Raw genomic sequence first — 18557 nt, 5'->3', positions numbered from 1 at the left:
TTTTTATTATATCTATCGAATGTAACTTTCTTAAATCAAATCCATTATCAGGCAATTTCTGTCTAATTGACACCGACCAAATTAGAGGTATACACTGGAAAAATACTTATTTGACATCCTAATAAATAAAATAAAACAAAATATGAAATATCTTATAAATAATATTATTTATGACAGCCATCAGGGGTTGTTATATCGCGATAATATCGGCGATGCAATTAAACTAACTACCACACTAAACCGCTTATTATTGGTGTTAGTGCAAAATAATGGTGAGATTTTAGATCGTGAAACATTATTAAGCCGAGTGTGGGATGAACATAACCAAGTTGCATCCGATAATAACCTTAACAGTAGCATTTCTGTTTTACGCCGTCATTTGTCCTCATTTTGTGAGGATGAAATAATTACGACTATACCTAAAGTGGGTATCAAGCTTAATGCGCAATTGCAGTTACTATCATCAGAATTAAATCATGATGTCCAGCAAAAAGAACCTCAAGAAATATTACTTAATGAACCACATAAAGCAGCCGTTATAGAAGAAACACCAAAAGAAAAAGTGCAAACAGTAAAGAAAAAAAGTTACATTCTCAATAACCGTTTTATTGAGCTAGCCTTAGTTGTGATTATTATTTTTTGCTTACTTTATCTTTTTAAAAGCTATTTTTTTGCTACGCGAACAGAATATCCTGAGGTGGGTCGCATTGATCAGTGCAGCATACGCTATATTAATAGTTACCATAAACCCGATACGACGACGATTAGTTTTACTGATTTACAAAATCAGTTAACACGGTTAAACATTGATTGCAAAAAACCGGCTACATTATTTTATTACAATGTTGGAATCGTCACGAATGATAAAAACCTCTATGATAACTTTTTATTTTTATCTTATTGTCCTAACACCCCCAAAGATAGTACAACAGTGAGTTGTGAGAATTTTTATGTCAAATAAGAAATCTATCAGGGCTTTTTGGCTACTGATTATTTCAACCATCTTAGTCTTCATTAGTAGCTATGTTTATTATAAAAACAACACGGCCATTGTTCCGAGTTGCAGAGCAACACTGAAAATTGATATTTCAGATAGCCGTTCAGACTTAAAAGGCTATTACCTACTTAGTATTATTCCAAATGAGCATGACCCTGAGCATCATACCTTTGTGATGAATGGAACCATTAGCAACGATGGTAAAAGTTATGTTATCGCTCGCAAATTTTATATGAAATATGTCTACCAAGGCGGGCATTTTTTCTCACAAGTCGAACGAGTTGTTATTGATCCTAATGACCAAGCTCAAAATAAAATAAAAATACGGGGTATTCCGCAAGAAGGGCAAATTTATTTTGTAAACATAAAGCGTTTGAGTGAAAAAAACTATATTTTTGAAGAGAACTTCTCCCCTCTTTTTATTTGCACAATTTAATTTAAATCAGCAAACATTTCATCATGACAAATATAGAGCATCGAATTATGACATTTGATGCTCTATTTTTTTAATTTTTAAAAATTACTTATTAATTTACCTTAAAGCAAAAGTGATTAAAAATCCCATACATTACCACAGTGAAATAAAAACATTAAAACTCACGTTAAAAATATTAATACCAGAATTAAATATTTTACTTCATTAAAATACCAATACTTTATTTCAAAAAACTCTCCTGATGGATAAACTTGTTTTCGTCGAAATGACTTACACAAAAAGCCAATGCATGGATGCACTAGGCAATTTGCATTCACTTTAGGGACTAAAAATTACTTATCTTTAAGGATCTATCACATGAAATTAAATAAATTATCTGTTGCTGTTTTATTTGCAGCTTCTACTCTGTCTGCATCTGTTTTAGCTAGCGGCAACACGGGTGAATTACATTTTAGCGGTCAAGTTGTTAACTCCCCATGTAATATCGAATCTGAAAGCACCAAACAAGAAGTTCCATTTGGTCAACTGTCACGTGCTTCTTTAGAAGCAGGTAATGCAGCAGAGAAAGATATCTCTATTAAATTAAAAGAATGTAACTTCGACGAATTCAGTAAGGATACTGAAGGTAAATGGGTTGCAGTTAAAGATATCAAAATCACTTTCGGTGGTAAAAACTACGTTGGTACTAATAAAGAGTTCTTAGGCGTGACTGGTACCGCTAATAACGTTGGTATTCAAATTAAAGATTTTAAATTTGATGAAGCTAAATCTGTACTGAACCAAATTCGTAACAGACAAGGTGAAAACGTTCTGGAATTTACTGCATTAGCAAAACGTGTTGATGCTTCTACTCCAGTAACTGAAGGTGAATTCAACTCTATCGCTGACTTCAAAATCACTTACGAATAATTTTTATGGGAGGGGAAACCCTCCCAATAAAAAGGTTCATTATGCGAAATTTATCTTTCTTATGGTCAACACTATTATTAGCTCCTTTTATTTCTAATGCAGAATATACAGTTGATGGCGGAATTCGTGGTGAAACTGTTATGCGCGGATATATTGTTGCTGCGCCCTGCTCAATAGAAACAGACAGCCAATATCAATATATTAATTATGACCTTGTTTCTAAAAGTGACATCAATACAGAAGAAGCAAAAAATAATAATAGAAAAACATTTAACATTAAATTAAACAACTGCATTAGTGAATATGACAAAGATAATAGCAAAGGCATAAAAATTAAATTCTTTGCCAATAGTGACATCTACAACAATGCAATCAAACTGTCAGGTCCTACGGATGGTGTCGTTGTCTATATTTATGACACCAATAACAATTTAGTCACTCCGAATAAATCGTATTCTATTTCAAATAGCGCTATTTACTTTGATAGAAAAACAAAAGTCAGTGTTTTGAAATATGAAACAGAAATTGACACCATTAATAATGAGATTGAACCCGGAAATTACTTTGCCACGATTAAATTCAATGTAAGTTACGACTAATAAATATTTTAAATTAATTTATATGATAAGAACACTATGGCTAAATTTAATATTTTTCACCAGTTAATTATTATATCTTGCTTATCCAGTATTCCTACTGTTGCTTTTTCTGTTGAATTTAATACAGATATGCTTGATACCAAAGATACTCAGAATATTGACTTTAGCCAGTTTTCTCAGGCCGGATTTGTTATGCCTGGAAATTATCATCTAACGATTAAAGTCAATAATGAACGTTTGGGTAATGCCCGCGATATTACTGTAGGTGCGCCAACGTCTGCTGAAGATTCATTATTTAGCGTTGTTTGTGTTCCGGCAGCTATTACGGATCAACTCGGCTTAAAACCAGAAGCTATTCGCTTAATTAAATATCGCGATAACGATCAGTGTATCGATTTGTCTGCGCTTGAAGGCAGTACCATGAGCGTGGATTTATCCACGTTAACACTGACGATCTTGATCCCGCAAAGTTATTTGGAATATACCGACCCTAGCTGGGTGCCACCTTCTCGCTGGGAAGACGGTATTAACGGCTTTTTACTCGACTACACCTTGACGGGCTCCTTTACCCGCCGAGATAGCGGAACAAAAGAATCCTATTTATCTGCGAACGGAACTACAGGGTTAAATCTCGGTGCGTGGCGTTTACGTGGGGATTACCAAGCAAACTACCGTAAATCATCGGGTAACTATAACAATGAATATAGCGATGCCATATTCAGCCGTTTATATGCTTATCGCTCATTAGCGAATATCGCCTCGGTTCTAACGTTGGGGGAAAACTATTTCTACTCGGCTATTTTTGATTCCTGGCAGTTCACGGGTCTATCACTAGAGACCGATGAAAACATGCTGCCACCGAAACTAACGGGATACGCCCCTGAGATCATCGGGATAGCTCAGACTAACGCCACGGTCATCGTCAAAAGCCATGACCGAATTGTTTTGGAAACTACGGTTCCCGCTGGTCCATTCCAGATCCAAACATTGGATAGCTCAATCCGTGGAACCTTAGATGTCACGGTGCGTGAAGAAAATGGCGAAGAACAAAAGTTCAGCATTACTACAGCGGCGCTGCCTTATTTAACACGTCCTGGACAAGTTCGCTATAAGTTTGCCGTCGGTAAACCTCGTTACGATGGGCGTCACCTTGAAGGGGATATGACCGCATCGGGCGAGCTTTCTTATGGACTTAATAATATTTGGTCTATTTATGGTGGGTCGATTTTATCCAAAAACTACCAAGCATTTTCAGCTGGTTTTGGGCGTGACTTATTTACCTTCGGGAGCTTGTCATTTGATATAACGCAGTCCCATGCAAAGTTACTCAGCAATACCTTAACAGGACGCAGTTACCGTTTAAGTTACTCAAAATCGTTTGATGAGGCGAGAACCGACATTACCTTCGCAGGCTATCGATTCTCGGATGAAACCTATCGTTCATTGCAACAAACGTTGGACGAACGCCGTACAGGGATTGAAACTCAAGCACACAAAGAGAGCTATCAGGTCAATATTAATAAATATTTTGATGCGTTCTCACTGGGTGGAAACTACCAATACAACACGTATTGGAATAGCCAAACGGAAGAGCAATTTGGGGCCTATATCAACACCGCCTTCAATATTGCCTATTTAGGGTTAAAAAATATCAGCTTAACTGCTTCTGCGACACGCTCCAAAAGAGCGGGATATCAGGATGATGCCATTACGTTGTATGTCACTGTTCCCCTCACAATGGGCAGCAGCATGAGTTTCTCTGAGGGTTATACACGTGACCAAAATGGGCGCCGTTCTTCAACCCATAACGTGGGCTATAGCGGCTACAACGATCAGCGTAGTTATAACCTGAACGTAGGTTACCAAACGGGACAGTATCAAGACTCACAAACCAGTTTCAGTGGTTATTTGAGCCAGAACTTCCCAACGGCATCACTATCGGCCAATGCCAGTTATGTTCCCAACGAGTACCACACCGTTGGTGGGTCAATTAACGGAGGGATCACATTGGTCAAAGAGGGAATTGCGCTGCATCAGGCAGCTTATGGTGGAACGCGCTTAGTCGTTGAAACACCGGGAGCGAGCAACGTGCCATTAAACGGCGGTGTTTATAAAACTAACCGCTTTGGCTTAACCGTGCTCCCTAACGTGAGTAGCTATCGCAAAACAACAGCATCAATTAATACCAGTAAATTACCGAACAATATCGAAGCGTTAGAGAGTGTTACCGAAGCCACATTAACTCGTGGAGCCATCGGTTATCGCAGCCTTAATGTTATTCAAGGGGAAAAAACCTTTGCCCGTTTAAAACTGGCAGACGGTACTTACCCACCTTTTGGCGCCAGTGTGCGTAATAAAAATAACATTGAGCTCGGCATTGTGGGTGAGCAAGGGATCACATGGATTGTCGGCGTGATGCCAAATGACCTGCTTAACCTTTACTGGGGAAATAAATTGCAATGCAGCACGCAAGTCACTGAGTTTAAAAACAGTGCAGAAAGCTACCCTGTATTAATTTGTCATTAGGAAACAATTTAAATGAAATCAAATCTTTTTAATTTACTTCGCACCAGTGTCTTATTGACCTCTATCGGTGCAATGGGCGCCACTTACGCCGCAGTTACATTGGATCGTACTCGTATTATTTTTGATGGTGATCAGCAGTCTATTAACATCACTATTCGCAATGATAACCCCGAGCTGCCTTACCTAGCACAATCATGGTTAGAAGATGCGTCAGAGAAAAAATTGGAAGCTGGCCCGATTATCGCGACGCCACCGATTCAGCGTATGGAGCCAAAATCCACTAGCTTAGTTCGTTTAAGCACTGCGCCAGATATCAGTAAGTTACCTCAGGATAGAGAGTCTCTGTTTTACTATAACTTGCGTGAGATCCCACCAAAATCAACGGAAGCAGGTGTTCTACAAATCGCCCTACAAAGCCGTGTAAAACTGTTTTATCGCCCAGAAGCAATTGTGGCGGATAGCAAAAAAGAGTGGGCAAAACAGGTAACACTAACCCCAACAGCCAATGGTTATCAGCTAAATAACCCAACAAGTTTTTATCTGACCGTTATCGGCATTGGTAACAGCCAGAAGCAGTCTGAGCAGAGTGATTTTGATGCTGTTATGGTACCACCGAAATCAACCCATAACCTAAAATCAGCGAAATTTGCGACGCCATATCTCACCTATATCAATGATTATGGTGGAAAGCCATCACTGGCGTTTAAGTGCCAAGCATCGCAGTGCACAGTCACACCATAGACGTAACGGATAAACAGGAATATCAACATGAAACTGTATCACTTTGGGTTATCGCTCATGTTCGCCATGCCTGTATTGGCAGAAACGCCATCGCAACCCTCATTATTGGAAACAACAGGCACTGTTTATGTTCATGCGCGTTTTCTCATAACACCTTGCCAGCCTAATGTAACGATGACGAGAGCGGTCAATCATGTCAATGAACCTGTTTATCAATTTACTGTGAGTTATGCCCATTGTGTCACCCGCACTTATAACCAAACGTGGGCACCATTCACGTTGAAATTTGCGGGTCAGCAATATGTTTTTTCAAAGCCGCAGACAAATAAAAGTATGACTTTTTTACTTCCAGCCGAAAGCTCAGCACGCCGTTTGGAGATGATTTATGACTAAAACATTCGCACTTATGGTTGGCATGAGTAGCTTGTTATTTACCAGCTACGGCAGCTTGGCAAATAGTCTATCCGTCTATTTTGAAGGGACACTGGTGCCTATCGGTTGTCGCTTATCCGACGATGACACGAAGAAAACGGTTTACTTATCAGGTCTGCGCTTTTCTGAACTTGAAAATCTGGGGCGTTCTGATGTTCAACCTTTTCAGTTGGATATCGTCGATTGCTCAACCGCGGCATTAAATAAGACCATCAAAATTACGCTAAATACTCAAGATACTGAAACTCACAATGGCGTCACCTATTTGAAAACAACCGGCGAGTCCAATGTGTTACTGGCGTTAACTGATGGCAAGAATGCTCAACCTTTGAAATTTAATACCCCGATTGATATCAGTACCGTCACGGAATCGGGAAAAGGCTCCATTAACCCACTGCAATTTGGGGTATATGCACAAAAGCCCTTTAACGGACGGCTCAAAACAGGGAGTTTCTCATCCTTAGTCACTTTCAATCTGGACTACCAGTAGGAGAATGCAGATGAAAATATCCGGTTTTTTAGGGGCGATTTGCCTGCTAATGAGCAGCTTTTCACTGGCTGATATTTTAATTACGTTGGAAACCACATTAGTGCGTCCATCCTGTGTGATCACCAATGAAAATGGTGATAAAGAGCTGTATGTGAATTTTCAAAATGTCGCATTAGATCGCATAACAGAAGAAAAGCAAAACTTTGGGATCCTAATTAAACAGTGCGATCTGCGTAAAAATTTACGAATTTATTTATCCCCTAAAGAGGGTTCGACCCTCACGATTAATAACGAAACGGTATTAAGCACCACGATCCAAGGATTAGGGATCCGCTTTTCCCAAGCCAATAGAAATACCGCTATCAATCTACTGAAATGGGAGCCCATCTTCCCGTCAGTGAGTGGTGACACCGCCACATTGACCTTACAGTCACAATTAGTTACGAATCAAGTGCCTGAAACACTTGAAGTCGGCCCGTTTAGTGCGGCACTGTCAGTGATGATTGATTATCTCTAAAGTTAGGTAACGACAATGAAAAAAACATCTAAAACTTCGCTAATTTCATTAATGACCATGCTGATGTCACTGTTTCTCTATAGCCAAGTGTCTCATGGGTTAACTCGCTACTCGTCCAGTGGTGGAGGTTATAGAATAAATCTTGTCTCCAATAACTCGGTCATCGCGAGCACTCCGACAATTGGAAGCAATGGCGAGAAATACTACTCCGTCGCTCCGCCAAATAAAGAGGGTATTGTGATTAATGAAAGTTCATCACAGCCCTACGGTACTGTCTATTGCACTGTGAATTTTTTAGCGGGTAACTACCAAAACGGACTGGCATGGAACTATGCCTTTCATCGTGTTTTTGCTTATATGCCAGAGGCTGGCTTTAGCATTAAGGGGCTAACCGCTTATAAAATTAATGCGAATACTTATTTCACACTGTATTCAGACAATGGAATTACTCAGGGTTGGAAAAACATTTCTGGACGTGGGTGTTCTTCCGAAGAAATGGGGCCATTAGACGCAGGATTCTTCACCGTTCAATTCCCATTTGAAGTACGTATTTATGTGAAAGATATTCCCATTGATGGCAAAGTTGTTATTCCACCAGCAATGATTGCAGGCTATACCCGAATGTTCCAATATCCGGGTACACCTGATGTATTCGTTCCAGCGGATAAAGCGAGTGTAAAACTGGATTTAACTCAGTCGGTGATTAACTACCCATCAAACTGTAAATCCAATATTGATAACTTAAATATCAATCACAATACACTGGATGCCATTGAATTTGATAGTAAACAAACCCGTACTGCAACCTATCAATGTGATAGAAGTCAGGGGGTTAGAGTGAAATTCGCCTTAGATTACGTTATGGATAACGATCCACAAAAGCGTGTGCCGCTGAAATCAGGTAATAACACGATTTACTCTGAGTTATCACTGTACGATGCAGAGAATAACCTACGCGGTAAAACTATCGAAACCACCATTGATAAAGTGAAAAATATTGAAATCGAAAGCCACCTTTATGGATTAGATGCTGAGCCAGGAAAATACACTGGTAATGCGTGGTTAATTGCAACTTATTTATAATTAACATGCAGTATAAATTTTATGATTATGCTTTCTCGTGCTGTATTTATTAGTATTTTTATTATTTGGAATCTCGCCAGCATAATTTACATTGATAATTTAGGTAGCTTAAGGCAATCGCTGCCACAAAATATTATTAGCTGGTTAGCGATTGCATTAATTATTTCCATCATTGCATTTACCGTATTTTATAGAAAAAATCGGATTTTCATTACGATTCCTGCAATGTGTTTTTGTTTAGCGCTAGCCATATTAAGCATCAATCTTTTTTATCTAAAAGAAAGTAATAATGTTATATTTTGGTATTGGTCTGGTATTAGCGCAGGAGTCATACTGTATATTGTTGGACTGCAAATACGAGAGAAGTGGCTAATTCAATCTTTCTGTATTTATTGTTTTATCGCTATTAATGTTATTCAGTGTTTATTTACTATTTATCAGTACTTTTTTGAAACCAGTATTTTTTATTTTGCAACAGATATGCGGTCATATGGTTTGACACAACAAATTACCATTTTATCGGTTAACATGGCGATGAGCTGTATGTTTTCGTTGATGACCCTTGTGTTATCGCAATTTAAACTCGCATCACTCATCCAAGAAAAATGCCGCATAACACTATTAAGTTTCTGTATTTTCTTGTTTACGGTGACGCTGATTGTTCTGCAATCCATCACCACAACATTGAGTTTTGCAGTTTGCGCATTTATCTTTATCTGTTTGTTTTATCAAAAGAATAAAGTAAGGGTCAGTGTCAGCTATTTCATTATTGCCGTCGCTGTATTTATTGGAGTTTACCTTATTCAGCTATGCCCAAAGTATATCGACAGTGAGATAATCAACCGCTTTCACCTTAAGCAGATGTTACGGTTTTCCATTTCACTGTTTATCTACCCACCAGCTGAAGTTTGGGAACAACCTTTAATTATTAATGCGAGCATGGAGAAAAATCAGCTCCCATTTTTAAGTTCTGAAAATTATATTGTTCCTCATATTTATAATGAGATATTGCGTTGGATTATGACTGGTGGGTTTATCAACCTTATTTTTATGTCATTAATAATAACGGGGGGTATATATGTTATTTATCAGTCAATTATTAAATATAAAAAAAACGGGAACGGTTATTCAATATCCTTGGTATTAGCATTAACACCTGTGGTTATTAATAGCAATTTAGAACACCCATTTTTACAATCAGTATTACATTGGGGAATGATTATATTGTTTTTATCATTTTCAGATGCTTCATTCCCACTGAGAGAACAATCCAGTTTCTATATTAATAAACATCTTTCTTTATTGTTTAGTTTTAGCACTTTTATTATTGGCCTCATCGTTTTTATTATTGGATTAAATTTATTTAATGGTCAATCTTTCTTTCACACCAATATTTTTTCATTTGCATAATGAGAAAATTAAAAGATAAACGAGGACAGCATAATGACTCTCTATGACAATCAAATCTCCAATACAGATATTGGTGCAAAAGTCCGTAAACGCCGACTATTATTGGGCTGGAGTGCCAGTATTCTTGGTAAAAAAACGGGCTTAAGCCAACAGCAGATCTCTCGCTATGAACGTGGAACTCAAAATTTTACAATCCACCGATTATGTATTTTTGCCAATGTGCTTCAATGTGATTTAAATTACTTTTTAGAACGTAGAAATTCTTCGGTAACAGTACCGATTAATCTGTAATGCTGTTGTATTTATATCGCCGAAAACCTTATTTGATCGCGACATAATCATGCCCTCTAAGTCTATTTTTAGGGGGCATTTTCATTCCTAAAAGCAACCTAGACGGATATTTCTACATTGCTAGAACCTGTTAATTCAATAATTAGAAAAATAAATACTAATATATTATCCCGCAATTAGAGGCGCATTGTGATCGAGATATTAAATACGGTGATTTCCCCACGGATCATCAGAAGATGAGTTGGCATCATCCATTGAATCGTCTTCTAGCATATCAAGATAGAGCGCTTCAACTTCAGCCCGCGCCCATGGCGTTCTTCGTAGGAATTTTAAGCTTGATTTTATACTGGGATCTTTGTTGAAGCAGTTGATTTTAATAATGTTGCCTAATTTTGCCCAGCCATAATGGTTAACTAATTCTGTTACCTGCATTTCAAGTGTAACCCCATGTAATGGGTCTTTAGATTTATGTTCAGTCATTTGTATTACCTTATAGGGCATTTCGGAGTATTTAAAGCACGCGAAGATTACAAGAAATGCAAGGCGCTCGCAATCAATACGGTAAGTTACAGACTCCTTAGTGAAAACATAAAAAATCCCCCAGCAAGTTACCCTGCTGGGGGATGATTTATTCACAAGTTAAACTCGTAAATTACAGAACATCTACGCAGTTCAGTTCTTTGAATGCTTGCTCTAAACGAACAACCATTGAGTCTTGTGCTTTACGCAACCACACACGTGGATCGTAGTATTTTTTGTTTGGCTTATCATCGCCTTCTGGGTTACCTAACTGAGATTGCAGGTAGCCTTCTTTCGCTTTGTAATACTGTAAAATACCATCCCATGTTGCCCACTGAGTATCGGTATCGATGTTCATTTTGATAACACCGTAGCTTACTGCTTCTTTGATTTCAGCAGCGCTTGAGCCGGAACCACCGTGGAAAACGAAATCTAAGCTGTTGTGTGGCAGGTTAAATTTCTCAGACACGTAGTCTTGGGAATTACGCAGAATTTTTGGCGTTAATTGTACGTTTCCTGGTTTATAAACACCGTGTACGTTACCAAAAGAAGCCGCGATAGTGAAACGTGGGCTGATAGCGTTCAGTTTTTCGTAAGCGTAAGCCACGTCTTCTGGTTGGGTGTACAGCGCTGAGCTGTCCATGCCAGTGTTATCAACACCATCTTCTTCACCACCAGTACAACCTAATTCGATTTCCAGAGTCATGTCGATTTTCGCCATGCGCTCTAAATATTTAGAACAGATTGCAATGTTTTCTTCCAGAGATTCTTCTGACAGGTCAATCATGTGAGAAGAGAACAGTGGTTTACCCGTTTTCGCGTAGTGTTTTTCACCCGCATCTAACAGACCGTCAATCCATGGCAGTAATTTCTTCGCACAGTGGTCAGTGTGCAGAATCACTGGCACACCGTAGTGCTCTGCCATTTGGTGTACGTGGTGTGCACCTGAAATTGCACCTAAGATAGCTGCTTGTTGCCCTTCAGCTTTCAGGCCTTTACCTGCGATAAATGCAGCACCACCGTTAGAGAACTGAACAATAACCGGAGCGCGTACTTTAGCTGCCGCTTCAAGTACGGCGTTAATTGAATCAGTACCAACACAGTTCACAGCTGGCAATGCAAAGTTATTTTCTTTGGCAACCGCGAAAACTTTCTGTACATCATCACCAGTGATAACACCTGGTTTAACAAAATCAAAAATTTTAGACATGTGAAAAGGTCCTGTGGTGAACAGGCAGCCTACGCTGCCTGTTGTGTATGAACAAATTAATTACGCTTTAGCACGTTCTTCTAGCATCACAACGGCTGGGAGCTTTTTACCTTCAACGAATTCAAGGAAAGCACCGCCACCGGTAGAAATGTATGAAATCTTATCAGCGATACCGAATAAATCGATCGCCGCTAGGGTGTCACCACCACCAGCGATTGAGAAAGCGTCACTGTCTGCGATAGCACGAGCAACGATTTCTGTTCCCTTACGGAAGTTAGGGAATTCGAATACGCCCACAGGGCCGTTCCAAAGAATGGTTTTCGCATTTTTCAGAATTTCAGCCAGACGTTCTGCGGATTCATCACCTAAGTCCAGAATTTGCTCATCATCTTTGATAGCGTTACTTGCTTTCAGTGTTGCTTCAGCAGTTTCTGAGAACTCGGTAGCCACGCGAACATCAGTTGGCACTGGGATTTGGCAGTTAGCCAGTAATTTTTTCGCTTCTGGGATCAGGTCCGCTTCATACAGTGAACGCCCCACATTGTTGCCTTCTGCTGCGATGAAAGTATTCGCGATACCACCACCCACAATCAGTTGGTCAGCGATTTTAGACAGGGAATCTAATACCGTCAGTTTAGTGGAAACTTTAGAACCGCCTACGATAGCAACCATTGGGCGCGCTGGGTTACCTAACGCTTTGCCTAATGCTTCTAATTCGTTGCTTAACAACGGGCCTGCACACGCAACTGGTGAGAATTTAGCCACGCCATGCGTTGACGCTTGAGCACGGTGAGCCGTACCGAATGCATCCATAACGTAGACATCACACAGTGCTGCATACTGTTTAGACAGCGTTTCGTCGTCTTTCTTCTCGCCTTTGTTAAAGCGCACGTTTTCTAAAACAACTAATTCGCCCGCAGCGATATCAACACCGTTCAGGTAGTCTTTAACTAAACGAACTGGGTTGTCTAATTTTTCTGCCAGATAGTCAACAACAGGTTGCAGTGAAAACTCTTCATTGTACTCACCTTCCGTCGGACGACCGAGGTGGGAAGTAACCATGACTTTAGCACCTTGTTTCAGCGCTAATTCAATTGTTGGTAATGAAGCACGGATACGTGCATCTGAAGTAACTTTACCGTCTTTAACAGGAACGTTTAGGTCCGAACGAATGAAAACGCGTTTACCCGCTAAGTCCAAATCGGTCATCTTAATTACAGACATGGTGAATCCTCTTGTTGATTCTCTATAAAGTTTTCATTAGCGACTGTGCGAGGAGGTCAATAGTGTATTTACCTATTGTGCCCCGCTGTCTGTCAGGCGCCAATTAGTTTAAACCTGTTGCTGCCATCGCTAGGGTTGTATCTAGCATCCGGTTAGCAAACCCCCATTCGTTATCACACCAAACCAGGGTTTTGATTAAGTTCTTGCCGCTAACTCGTGTTTGCGTGCCATCAATAATCGCGCTGTGCGGATCATGATTAAAATCCATCGAGACTAACGGTAGTTCAGTATAGTCTACTATACCACGAAAATGCCCGTGCGCGGCGCTCTGTAATAGCTTGTTAACTTTATCAACACAAACATCCGCATCTACAGTGACACTTAAGTCAATGGCGGTGACATTAGTGGTTGGAACACGTACAGAAATCGCTTCAAAGCTGCCTTGGAATTTTGGAAAAATTCGCGTGATCCCCGCTGCTAATTTGGTATCAACAGGAATAATCGATTGGCTCGCTGCGCGCGTTCTGCGTAAATCTTTATGGTAAGCGTCAATCACGGGTTGATCATTCATGGATGCATGAATGGTGGTGACTGTGCCTGACTCGATACCAAATGCATCATCCAACACTTTGATGACTGGAATAATACAGTTGGTGGTACAAGATGCATTGGAAACGATGTTATCGCTTCTTTGTAGGCTGTCATGGTTAACACCATACACAATGGTCGCATCGAGATCATCGGTTCCTGGATGGGAAAAAAGCACTTTTTTCGCGCCGGCTTGCAGATGCTTTAACCCATCTTCGCGAGAGCCGTAAACACCCGTGCAATCTAATACCACATCCACACCGAGCTCTTTCCAAGGTAGCTTGCTGATATCCGCTTGATGGAAAAGACGCATACTGTCATCTCCAACTTGTAGCTGGTCGCCATTAAGGCGAACATCCCACGCAAAGCGTCCGTGACTTGAATCATATTTCAGCAAATGAGCGATACCTTCAGGTTCCGCTAATTCATTGACCGCAACAACGACAATTTCTGCCCGGCGACCTGATTCATATAACGCTCTGAGAACACTTCGACCAATTCGACCGAAGCCGTTTATTGCTACCCTGATTGCCATTCTACACCTTGTATCTGAGCAAAATCACACGGTTGCTAAGGATAACTGACTACCACCAACTCTACTGCTCATTTTAACTGTCAAACATCAAAAGTGTGCTTCACTCGACATTTTTAAAATTTATTTACATTATTTCAAATGCAACTGAAACGGTTCAGCTTATCAAGTTTTAGATTAAGGGATATATTTAGAGAACGCAATAGAAAAACAAGAAACGGTGCACAAAAAAACAACGCCTCAATACCAAACTTGATATTGAGGCGTAAATTAGGTTAATTCACTTTATTTTCAGAGGCGCGACCGTTTATTCGGAACACACCTCAAGCAATTAAATGAATTATTTCAGCAGAGATTTTGCAGCTTTAACGGCGTTTTCAACCGTAATGCCAAACTCTTTGTAGAGCTGATCAGCTGGTGCTGATTCACCGAATGAGTGCATACCGATGATAGCGCCATTCAGACCAGTGTATTTGAACCAGTAATCTGCAATACCCGCTTCGATAGCCACACGAGCACTGACGTTTGCAGGCAGAACGGCTTCACGATAAGCCGCGTCTTGTTTGTCGAATGCATCTGTAGAAGGCATAGAAACCACGCGAACTTTACGACCTTCCGCAGTCAGTTGGTCAGCCGCTTTCACCGCTAATTCAACTTCAGAACCGGTTGCAATAAAGATCAGCTCAGGCGTGCCTGCGCAATCTTTCAGGATATAAGCGCCTTTCTCGATATTTGCTAATTGCTCAGCGGTACGAGGTTGCTGTTCTAGGTTTTGACGAGAGAAAATCAGTGCGCTTGGACCATCTTTACGCTCAATGGCATATTTCCATGCAACCGCAGATTCTACTTGGTCACATGGACGCCATGTGCTCATGTTTGGTGTCACACGCAGGCTCGCCAGCTGTTCTACTGGTTGGTGCGTTGGACCATCTTCACCCAGACCGATAGAGTCATGAGTGTAAACGAAGATGCTGCGAATTTTCATCAGCGCTGCCATACGTACTGCGTTACGTGCGTATTCAACGAACATTAAGAATGTTGCGCCGTAAGGGATGAAACCGCCGTGCAGAGCTATACCGTTCATGATAGCGGACATACCGAATTCACGAACACCGTAATGGATGTAGTTACCCGCTTTGTCTTCGTTCAGAGGTTTAGAACCTGACCACATGGTTAAGTTACTTGGCGCTAAGTCCGCAGAACCGCCCATGAATTCTGGTAATACTTTACCAAATGCTTCTAATGCGTTTTGAGATGCTTTACGGCTTGCGATGTTCGCAGGGTTTTGTTGCAGGTTTTCAACGAATTTTTTCGCTTCTGCATCAAAGTTCGCTGGCAGTTCACCCGCCATACGACGTTCGAATTCTTTCGCTAATTCTGGGTATGCTTTTGCGTATGCCGCAAATTTTTCATTCCAAGAATGCTGTTTTTCTTTACCGGCTTCACGCGCATCCCAAGCTTGGTAGATATCTGCTGGGATTTCGAATGGACCGAATTTCCAGCCCAGTGCTTCACGAGTTGCTGCGATTTCTGCATCACCTAAAGGTGCGCCGTGAACCGCTTCGGTACCTGCTTTGTTTGGTGAACCAAAACCGATAACGGTTTTGCACATAATCAGCGTTGGTTTGTCTGATTGTTTGTGAGCTTCGTTCACTGCAGCGTTGATTTGATCTGCATCGTGACCATCGATGTCACGGATAACGTGCCAGCCGTATGCTTCGAAACGTGCTGCGGTATCATCAGTAAACCAGCCTTCAACTTCACCATCGATAGAGATGCCGTTGTCATCGTAGAATGCGACCAGTTTATTTAATTTCAGGGTACCCGCTAATGAACAGACTTCGTGGGAGATACCTTCCATCATACAACCATCACCCATGAACACATAAGTGTGGTGGTCGACAACGTCATGACCTGGGCGGTTAAATTGTGCCGCTAAAGTACGTTCTGCAATCGCAAAACCCACTGCGTTTGCAATACCTTGACCTAAAGGACCGGTAGTGGTTTCAACACCTGGCGTATAACCATATTCTGGGTGACCCGGGGTTTTAGAATGTAATTGACGGAAGTTCTTTAACTCATCAATAGATAAGTCATAACCGGTCAGGTGCAGCAAGCTGTAAATCAGCATTGAACCGTGACCGTTAGACAGTACGAAGCGGTCGCGGTTAGCCCAATGTGGATCTGCTGGGTTATGATTCATATGGTTGCGCCAAAGAACTTCAGCAATATCAGCCATGCCCATTGGTGCGCCAGGGTGCCCTGATTTTGCTTTTTGAACCGCATCCATACTTAGAAAGCGGATAGCATTAGCAAGGGTTTTACGAGTCGTCATTAGTATACTCCAAGTAGGATAGAACGTACTTAAACCAATATTCACAACGCAATAGGGAATCATTGCGGTTTATAGAGTTAGCCTCAATAATTCGAGCCGCAGGTGCATAAAAGCTTATTAGACCTACCCACAACTTGAAGTTTGGCGATGAGACCCTACGAAACTAGCGCAATTTCATCCATACAGCAATTATTTGAAACAATATGACAGCAGACTGCGGATCTTTATCGCAACCGTCAAGCTGAATCCTTTCCATTGCGCAAAATATCCCTTTGAGTTCTTCGTTTTGCGCAATTGCCTGACCTTATTAAACCTGAGTTCACCACTTAGGATCAAGGTGATTTATGCATCTTGCGTAATTAGCCGCAATATTAGTGATATTTGGCAAATTTTTCACTGGTAAACCCGCACAAAACAACAAGGGCGCTCATTTTTGCGCCCTTGTTTTCACATTGCTTTCTTTTTGATTTTTTTATCGCGATTAACGCTCTGTCATCGCCTGTTTCATCCGCGTGATAGGCTTAATCAGGTAATCAAAGACGCTTTTCTCACCCGTTTTGATATCCACTGATGCCACCATACCCGGAATGATTTCCATTTTATGGTTATTTTTGTCTAACAAGTAATTGGTATCTGTTTCGACAAGAATTCGGTAGAACGTCTCATCGGGATTAAGCTTTAACTCACTACGACGCGTATCATTACTTAAGGTATCTGGGCTGATTAATTTCACCACTCCATTTAAGCCCCCATAAATCGCGTAATCATAAGCAGTGACTTTAACGACCACCGGCATTCCCGGTCTTAAGAAAGCCACGTCTTGCGGGCGAATATAAGCTTCCACCATCAATTTGTCATCGAGGGGAATAATTTCAAGGATGTCTTGCCCTGTATTCACGACGCCACCGATGGTATTGATCTTAATATTTTTTACGATGCCATGAACGGGCGCGCGGATCTCCGAGCGAGTGACAGGATCTTCACGCATACTCATGGTCTCTTCCGCTTGATCCAGCTCCGATTCCACTTTCACCAACTCAGCGTTTGCTTCCGCAAGGTAGTTATTCATGCGTTCATTAATTTGCGTCGCTAACTCAACGGACTGTCTTTCCATACGCAGAATTTCCACATTGGAAACTAACCCTTCTTTCGCCAGCGGTTTGGTAATAGCGATTTCTCGGTCTAATAATCCTTTGCTTTGACGTAAGCCTGCAATAGCTTGATCACGCTGCGTTTTTTTCGCGTTATAAGCATTGGTTTCACGCTCTACTAAGTCTTGATCCGTTATCTTTGAAAAATCAGGAACTTCGTTGCGAGATTCTCCCTGCAACCGCGCTGAGATGGCTTCAAGGTTTTGTACTCGAGCTTGGCTTTCACGCAATAATGCCATACTTCGCGCATCATCCAGCTTCAGCAAAATCTGCCCTTTTTCAACAATATCCCCTTCCTTAACGTACATCTCTTGAATATTGCCAGGGTCGATACTTTGAATGACTTGCTCACGGCTACTTGGAATAATGGTTCCTTGCCCACGAATGATCTCTTCTAAGTGGCTGTTATACGCCCAGACCACAAAAATCGTCAATAACAACGCCAGAAAGATAATAGGCAAAAACAGTAAGTTACTGCGCTCTTTTCTCATCACGGATTCTAGGTCATGAGAAAAGTCACTGGAAAAAGTGCGATGCTCTTTTGGCGCTTTACCATATTGATCCATT

18 protein-coding genes are annotated in these 18557 nt (G+C 40.9%); 12 read left to right on the top strand and 6 right to left on the bottom strand.

Translation table 11 applies throughout. The annotated features are described in order from the left end of the window. The first annotated feature begins 142 nt into the window (after positions 1 to 142). From M5X66_RS03690 to M5X66_RS03635, 12 genes are all read left to right on the top strand, one after another. Positions 143 to 961 (top strand): winged helix-turn-helix domain-containing protein, encoded by an 819-nt coding sequence (locus M5X66_RS03690; protein ID WP_270103883.1) that lies wholly within the window; start codon positions 143 to 145, stop codon positions 959 to 961. Then, the gene (locus tag M5X66_RS03685) at positions 951 to 1433 is read left to right on the top strand and encodes a FidL-like protein (RefSeq protein ID WP_036953993.1); all 483 of its coding nucleotides are present in this window, start codon (positions 951 to 953) and stop codon (positions 1431 to 1433) included. Before M5X66_RS03690 ends, M5X66_RS03685 begins: the two co-directional genes overlap by 11 nt. A 357-nt stretch (positions 1434 to 1790) precedes the next feature. Then, complete coding sequence (locus tag M5X66_RS03680; RefSeq protein WP_036953990.1) at positions 1791 to 2342, top strand: fimbrial protein; 552 nt, start codon at positions 1791 to 1793, stop codon at positions 2340 to 2342. A gap of 41 nt (positions 2343 to 2383) precedes the next feature. Then, entirely contained in the window at positions 2384 to 2941 is a 558-nt protein-coding gene (locus M5X66_RS03675) for a fimbrial protein (protein ID WP_270103882.1), read from the top strand. Between the two features lie 36 nt (positions 2942 to 2977). Continuing rightward, positions 2978 to 5467 (top strand): fimbria/pilus outer membrane usher protein, encoded by a 2490-nt coding sequence (locus M5X66_RS03670; RefSeq protein WP_036953986.1) that lies wholly within the window; start codon positions 2978 to 2980, stop codon positions 5465 to 5467. A 12-nt stretch (positions 5468 to 5479) separates the two neighbouring features. Continuing rightward, positions 5480 to 6208: a fimbrial biogenesis chaperone gene (locus M5X66_RS03665; protein ID WP_036953984.1), complete on the top strand. Its 729-nt coding sequence runs from the start codon at positions 5480 to 5482 to the stop codon at positions 6206 to 6208. Between the two features lie 27 nt (positions 6209 to 6235). Next, the gene (locus M5X66_RS03660; RefSeq protein WP_036953982.1) at positions 6236 to 6601 is read left to right on the top strand and encodes a hypothetical protein; all 366 of its coding nucleotides are present in this window, start codon (positions 6236 to 6238) and stop codon (positions 6599 to 6601) included. Beyond that, positions 6594 to 7130 carry a fimbrial protein gene (locus M5X66_RS03655; protein WP_036953980.1) on the top strand — a complete coding sequence of 179 codons (537 nt, stop codon included), beginning with the start codon at positions 6594 to 6596 and terminating at the stop codon, positions 7128 to 7130. The genes M5X66_RS03660 and M5X66_RS03655 overlap by 8 nt, the downstream gene beginning before the upstream one ends. Positions 7131 to 7140: 10 nt before the next feature. Further along, positions 7141 to 7647, top strand: a complete 507-nt coding sequence (locus M5X66_RS03650; RefSeq protein WP_036953978.1) for a fimbrial protein — start codon at positions 7141 to 7143, stop codon at positions 7645 to 7647. A gap of 15 nt (positions 7648 to 7662) precedes the next feature. Next, complete coding sequence (locus M5X66_RS03645) at positions 7663 to 8730, top strand: adhesin (RefSeq protein WP_270103881.1); 1068 nt, start codon at positions 7663 to 7665, stop codon at positions 8728 to 8730. A gap of 21 nt (positions 8731 to 8751) precedes the next feature. Further along, the gene (locus M5X66_RS03640) at positions 8752 to 10140 is read left to right on the top strand and encodes an O-antigen ligase domain-containing protein (protein ID WP_154600415.1); all 1389 of its coding nucleotides are present in this window, start codon (positions 8752 to 8754) and stop codon (positions 10138 to 10140) included. Between the two features lie 33 nt (positions 10141 to 10173). Then, the gene (locus M5X66_RS03635; protein ID WP_036953973.1) at positions 10174 to 10431 is read left to right on the top strand and encodes a helix-turn-helix domain-containing protein; all 258 of its coding nucleotides are present in this window, start codon (positions 10174 to 10176) and stop codon (positions 10429 to 10431) included. Positions 10432 to 10632: 201 nt separating this feature from the next. Here M5X66_RS03635 and M5X66_RS03630 read toward each other — a convergent pair whose 3' ends face one another. The 6 genes from M5X66_RS03630 to M5X66_RS03605 all read right to left on the bottom strand — a co-directional run bounded on the left by M5X66_RS03630 (position 10633) and on the right by M5X66_RS03605 (position 18556). After that, positions 10633 to 10911, bottom strand: a complete 279-nt coding sequence (locus tag M5X66_RS03630; RefSeq protein ID WP_132496208.1) for a VF530 family DNA-binding protein — start codon at positions 10909 to 10911, stop codon at positions 10633 to 10635. A gap of 172 nt (positions 10912 to 11083) precedes the next feature. After that, positions 11084 to 12160, bottom strand: coding sequence for a class II fructose-bisphosphate aldolase (gene fbaA, locus M5X66_RS03625; protein ID WP_006657248.1), 1077 nt, complete (start codon positions 12158 to 12160; stop codon positions 11084 to 11086). Between the two features lie 60 nt (positions 12161 to 12220). Beyond that, a complete protein-coding gene (gene pgk, locus M5X66_RS03620; protein WP_036953968.1) occupies positions 12221 to 13384 on the bottom strand; it encodes a phosphoglycerate kinase in 1164 nt (387 codons plus the stop codon). A gap of 103 nt (positions 13385 to 13487) precedes the next feature. Next, positions 13488 to 14507 carry an erythrose-4-phosphate dehydrogenase gene (gene epd / locus M5X66_RS03615; RefSeq protein ID WP_036953966.1) on the bottom strand — a complete coding sequence of 340 codons (1020 nt, stop codon included), beginning with the start codon at positions 14505 to 14507 and terminating at the stop codon, positions 13488 to 13490. Positions 14508 to 14844: 337 nt separating this feature from the next. Continuing rightward, on the bottom strand, positions 14845 to 16839 hold the full coding sequence (gene tkt / locus M5X66_RS03610; protein WP_108479489.1) for a transketolase: 1995 nt from the start codon (positions 16837 to 16839) through the stop codon (positions 14845 to 14847). 481 nt (positions 16840 to 17320) lie between these two features. Next, positions 17321 to 18556 carry an HlyD family efflux transporter periplasmic adaptor subunit gene (locus M5X66_RS03605; RefSeq protein ID WP_154600417.1) on the bottom strand — a complete coding sequence of 412 codons (1236 nt, stop codon included), beginning with the start codon at positions 18554 to 18556 and terminating at the stop codon, positions 17321 to 17323. Position 18557: the final 1 nt, after the last annotated feature.

The organism is Providencia sp. PROV188 (assembly GCF_027595165.1).
Taxonomy (GTDB): domain Bacteria; phylum Pseudomonadota; class Gammaproteobacteria; order Enterobacterales; family Enterobacteriaceae; genus Providencia; species Providencia lanzhouensis.
Note: the sequence above shows the minus strand (reverse complement) of the source record. Positions and strands in the feature narration are given on the sequence as shown.

Bases quoted from the DNA above. Each gene is read 5' to 3' on its own strand.
- M5X66_RS03645 (WP_270103881.1), top strand. From the start codon at position 7,663: ATGAAAAAAACATCTAAAACTTCGCTAATTTCATTAATGACCATGCTG.
- M5X66_RS03675 (WP_270103882.1), top strand. From the start codon at position 2,384: ATGCGAAATTTATCTTTCTTATGGTCAACACTATTATTAGCTCCTTTT.
- M5X66_RS03640 (WP_154600415.1), top strand. From the start codon at position 8,752: ATGATTATGCTTTCTCGTGCTGTATTTATTAGTATTTTTATTATTTGG.
- pgk (WP_036953968.1), bottom strand. From the start codon at position 13,384: ATGTCTGTAATTAAGATGACCGATTTGGACTTAGCGGGTAAACGCGTT.
- epd (WP_036953966.1), bottom strand. From the start codon at position 14,507: ATGGCAATCAGGGTAGCAATAAACGGCTTCGGTCGAATTGGTCGAAGT.
- M5X66_RS03690 (WP_270103883.1), top strand. From the start codon at position 143: ATGAAATATCTTATAAATAATATTATTTATGACAGCCATCAGGGGTTG.
- M5X66_RS03605 (WP_154600417.1), bottom strand. From the start codon at position 18,556: ATGGATCAATATGGTAAAGCGCCAAAAGAGCATCGCACTTTTTCCAGT.
- M5X66_RS03685 (WP_036953993.1), top strand. From the start codon at position 951: ATGTCAAATAAGAAATCTATCAGGGCTTTTTGGCTACTGATTATTTCA.
- tkt (WP_108479489.1), bottom strand. From the start codon at position 16,839: ATGACGACTCGTAAAACCCTTGCTAATGCTATCCGCTTTCTAAGTATG.
- M5X66_RS03635 (WP_036953973.1), top strand. From the start codon at position 10,174: ATGACTCTCTATGACAATCAAATCTCCAATACAGATATTGGTGCAAAA.
- M5X66_RS03650 (WP_036953978.1), top strand. From the start codon at position 7,141: ATGAAAATATCCGGTTTTTTAGGGGCGATTTGCCTGCTAATGAGCAGC.
- M5X66_RS03670 (WP_036953986.1), top strand. From the start codon at position 2,978: ATGGCTAAATTTAATATTTTTCACCAGTTAATTATTATATCTTGCTTA.
- fbaA (WP_006657248.1), bottom strand. From the start codon at position 12,160: ATGTCTAAAATTTTTGATTTTGTTAAACCAGGTGTTATCACTGGTGAT.
- M5X66_RS03665 (WP_036953984.1), top strand. From the start codon at position 5,480: ATGAAATCAAATCTTTTTAATTTACTTCGCACCAGTGTCTTATTGACC.
- M5X66_RS03660 (WP_036953982.1), top strand. From the start codon at position 6,236: ATGAAACTGTATCACTTTGGGTTATCGCTCATGTTCGCCATGCCTGTA.
- M5X66_RS03680 (WP_036953990.1), top strand. From the start codon at position 1,791: ATGAAATTAAATAAATTATCTGTTGCTGTTTTATTTGCAGCTTCTACT.
- M5X66_RS03655 (WP_036953980.1), top strand. From the start codon at position 6,594: ATGACTAAAACATTCGCACTTATGGTTGGCATGAGTAGCTTGTTATTT.
- M5X66_RS03630 (WP_132496208.1), bottom strand. From the start codon at position 10,911: ATGACTGAACATAAATCTAAAGACCCATTACATGGGGTTACACTTGAA.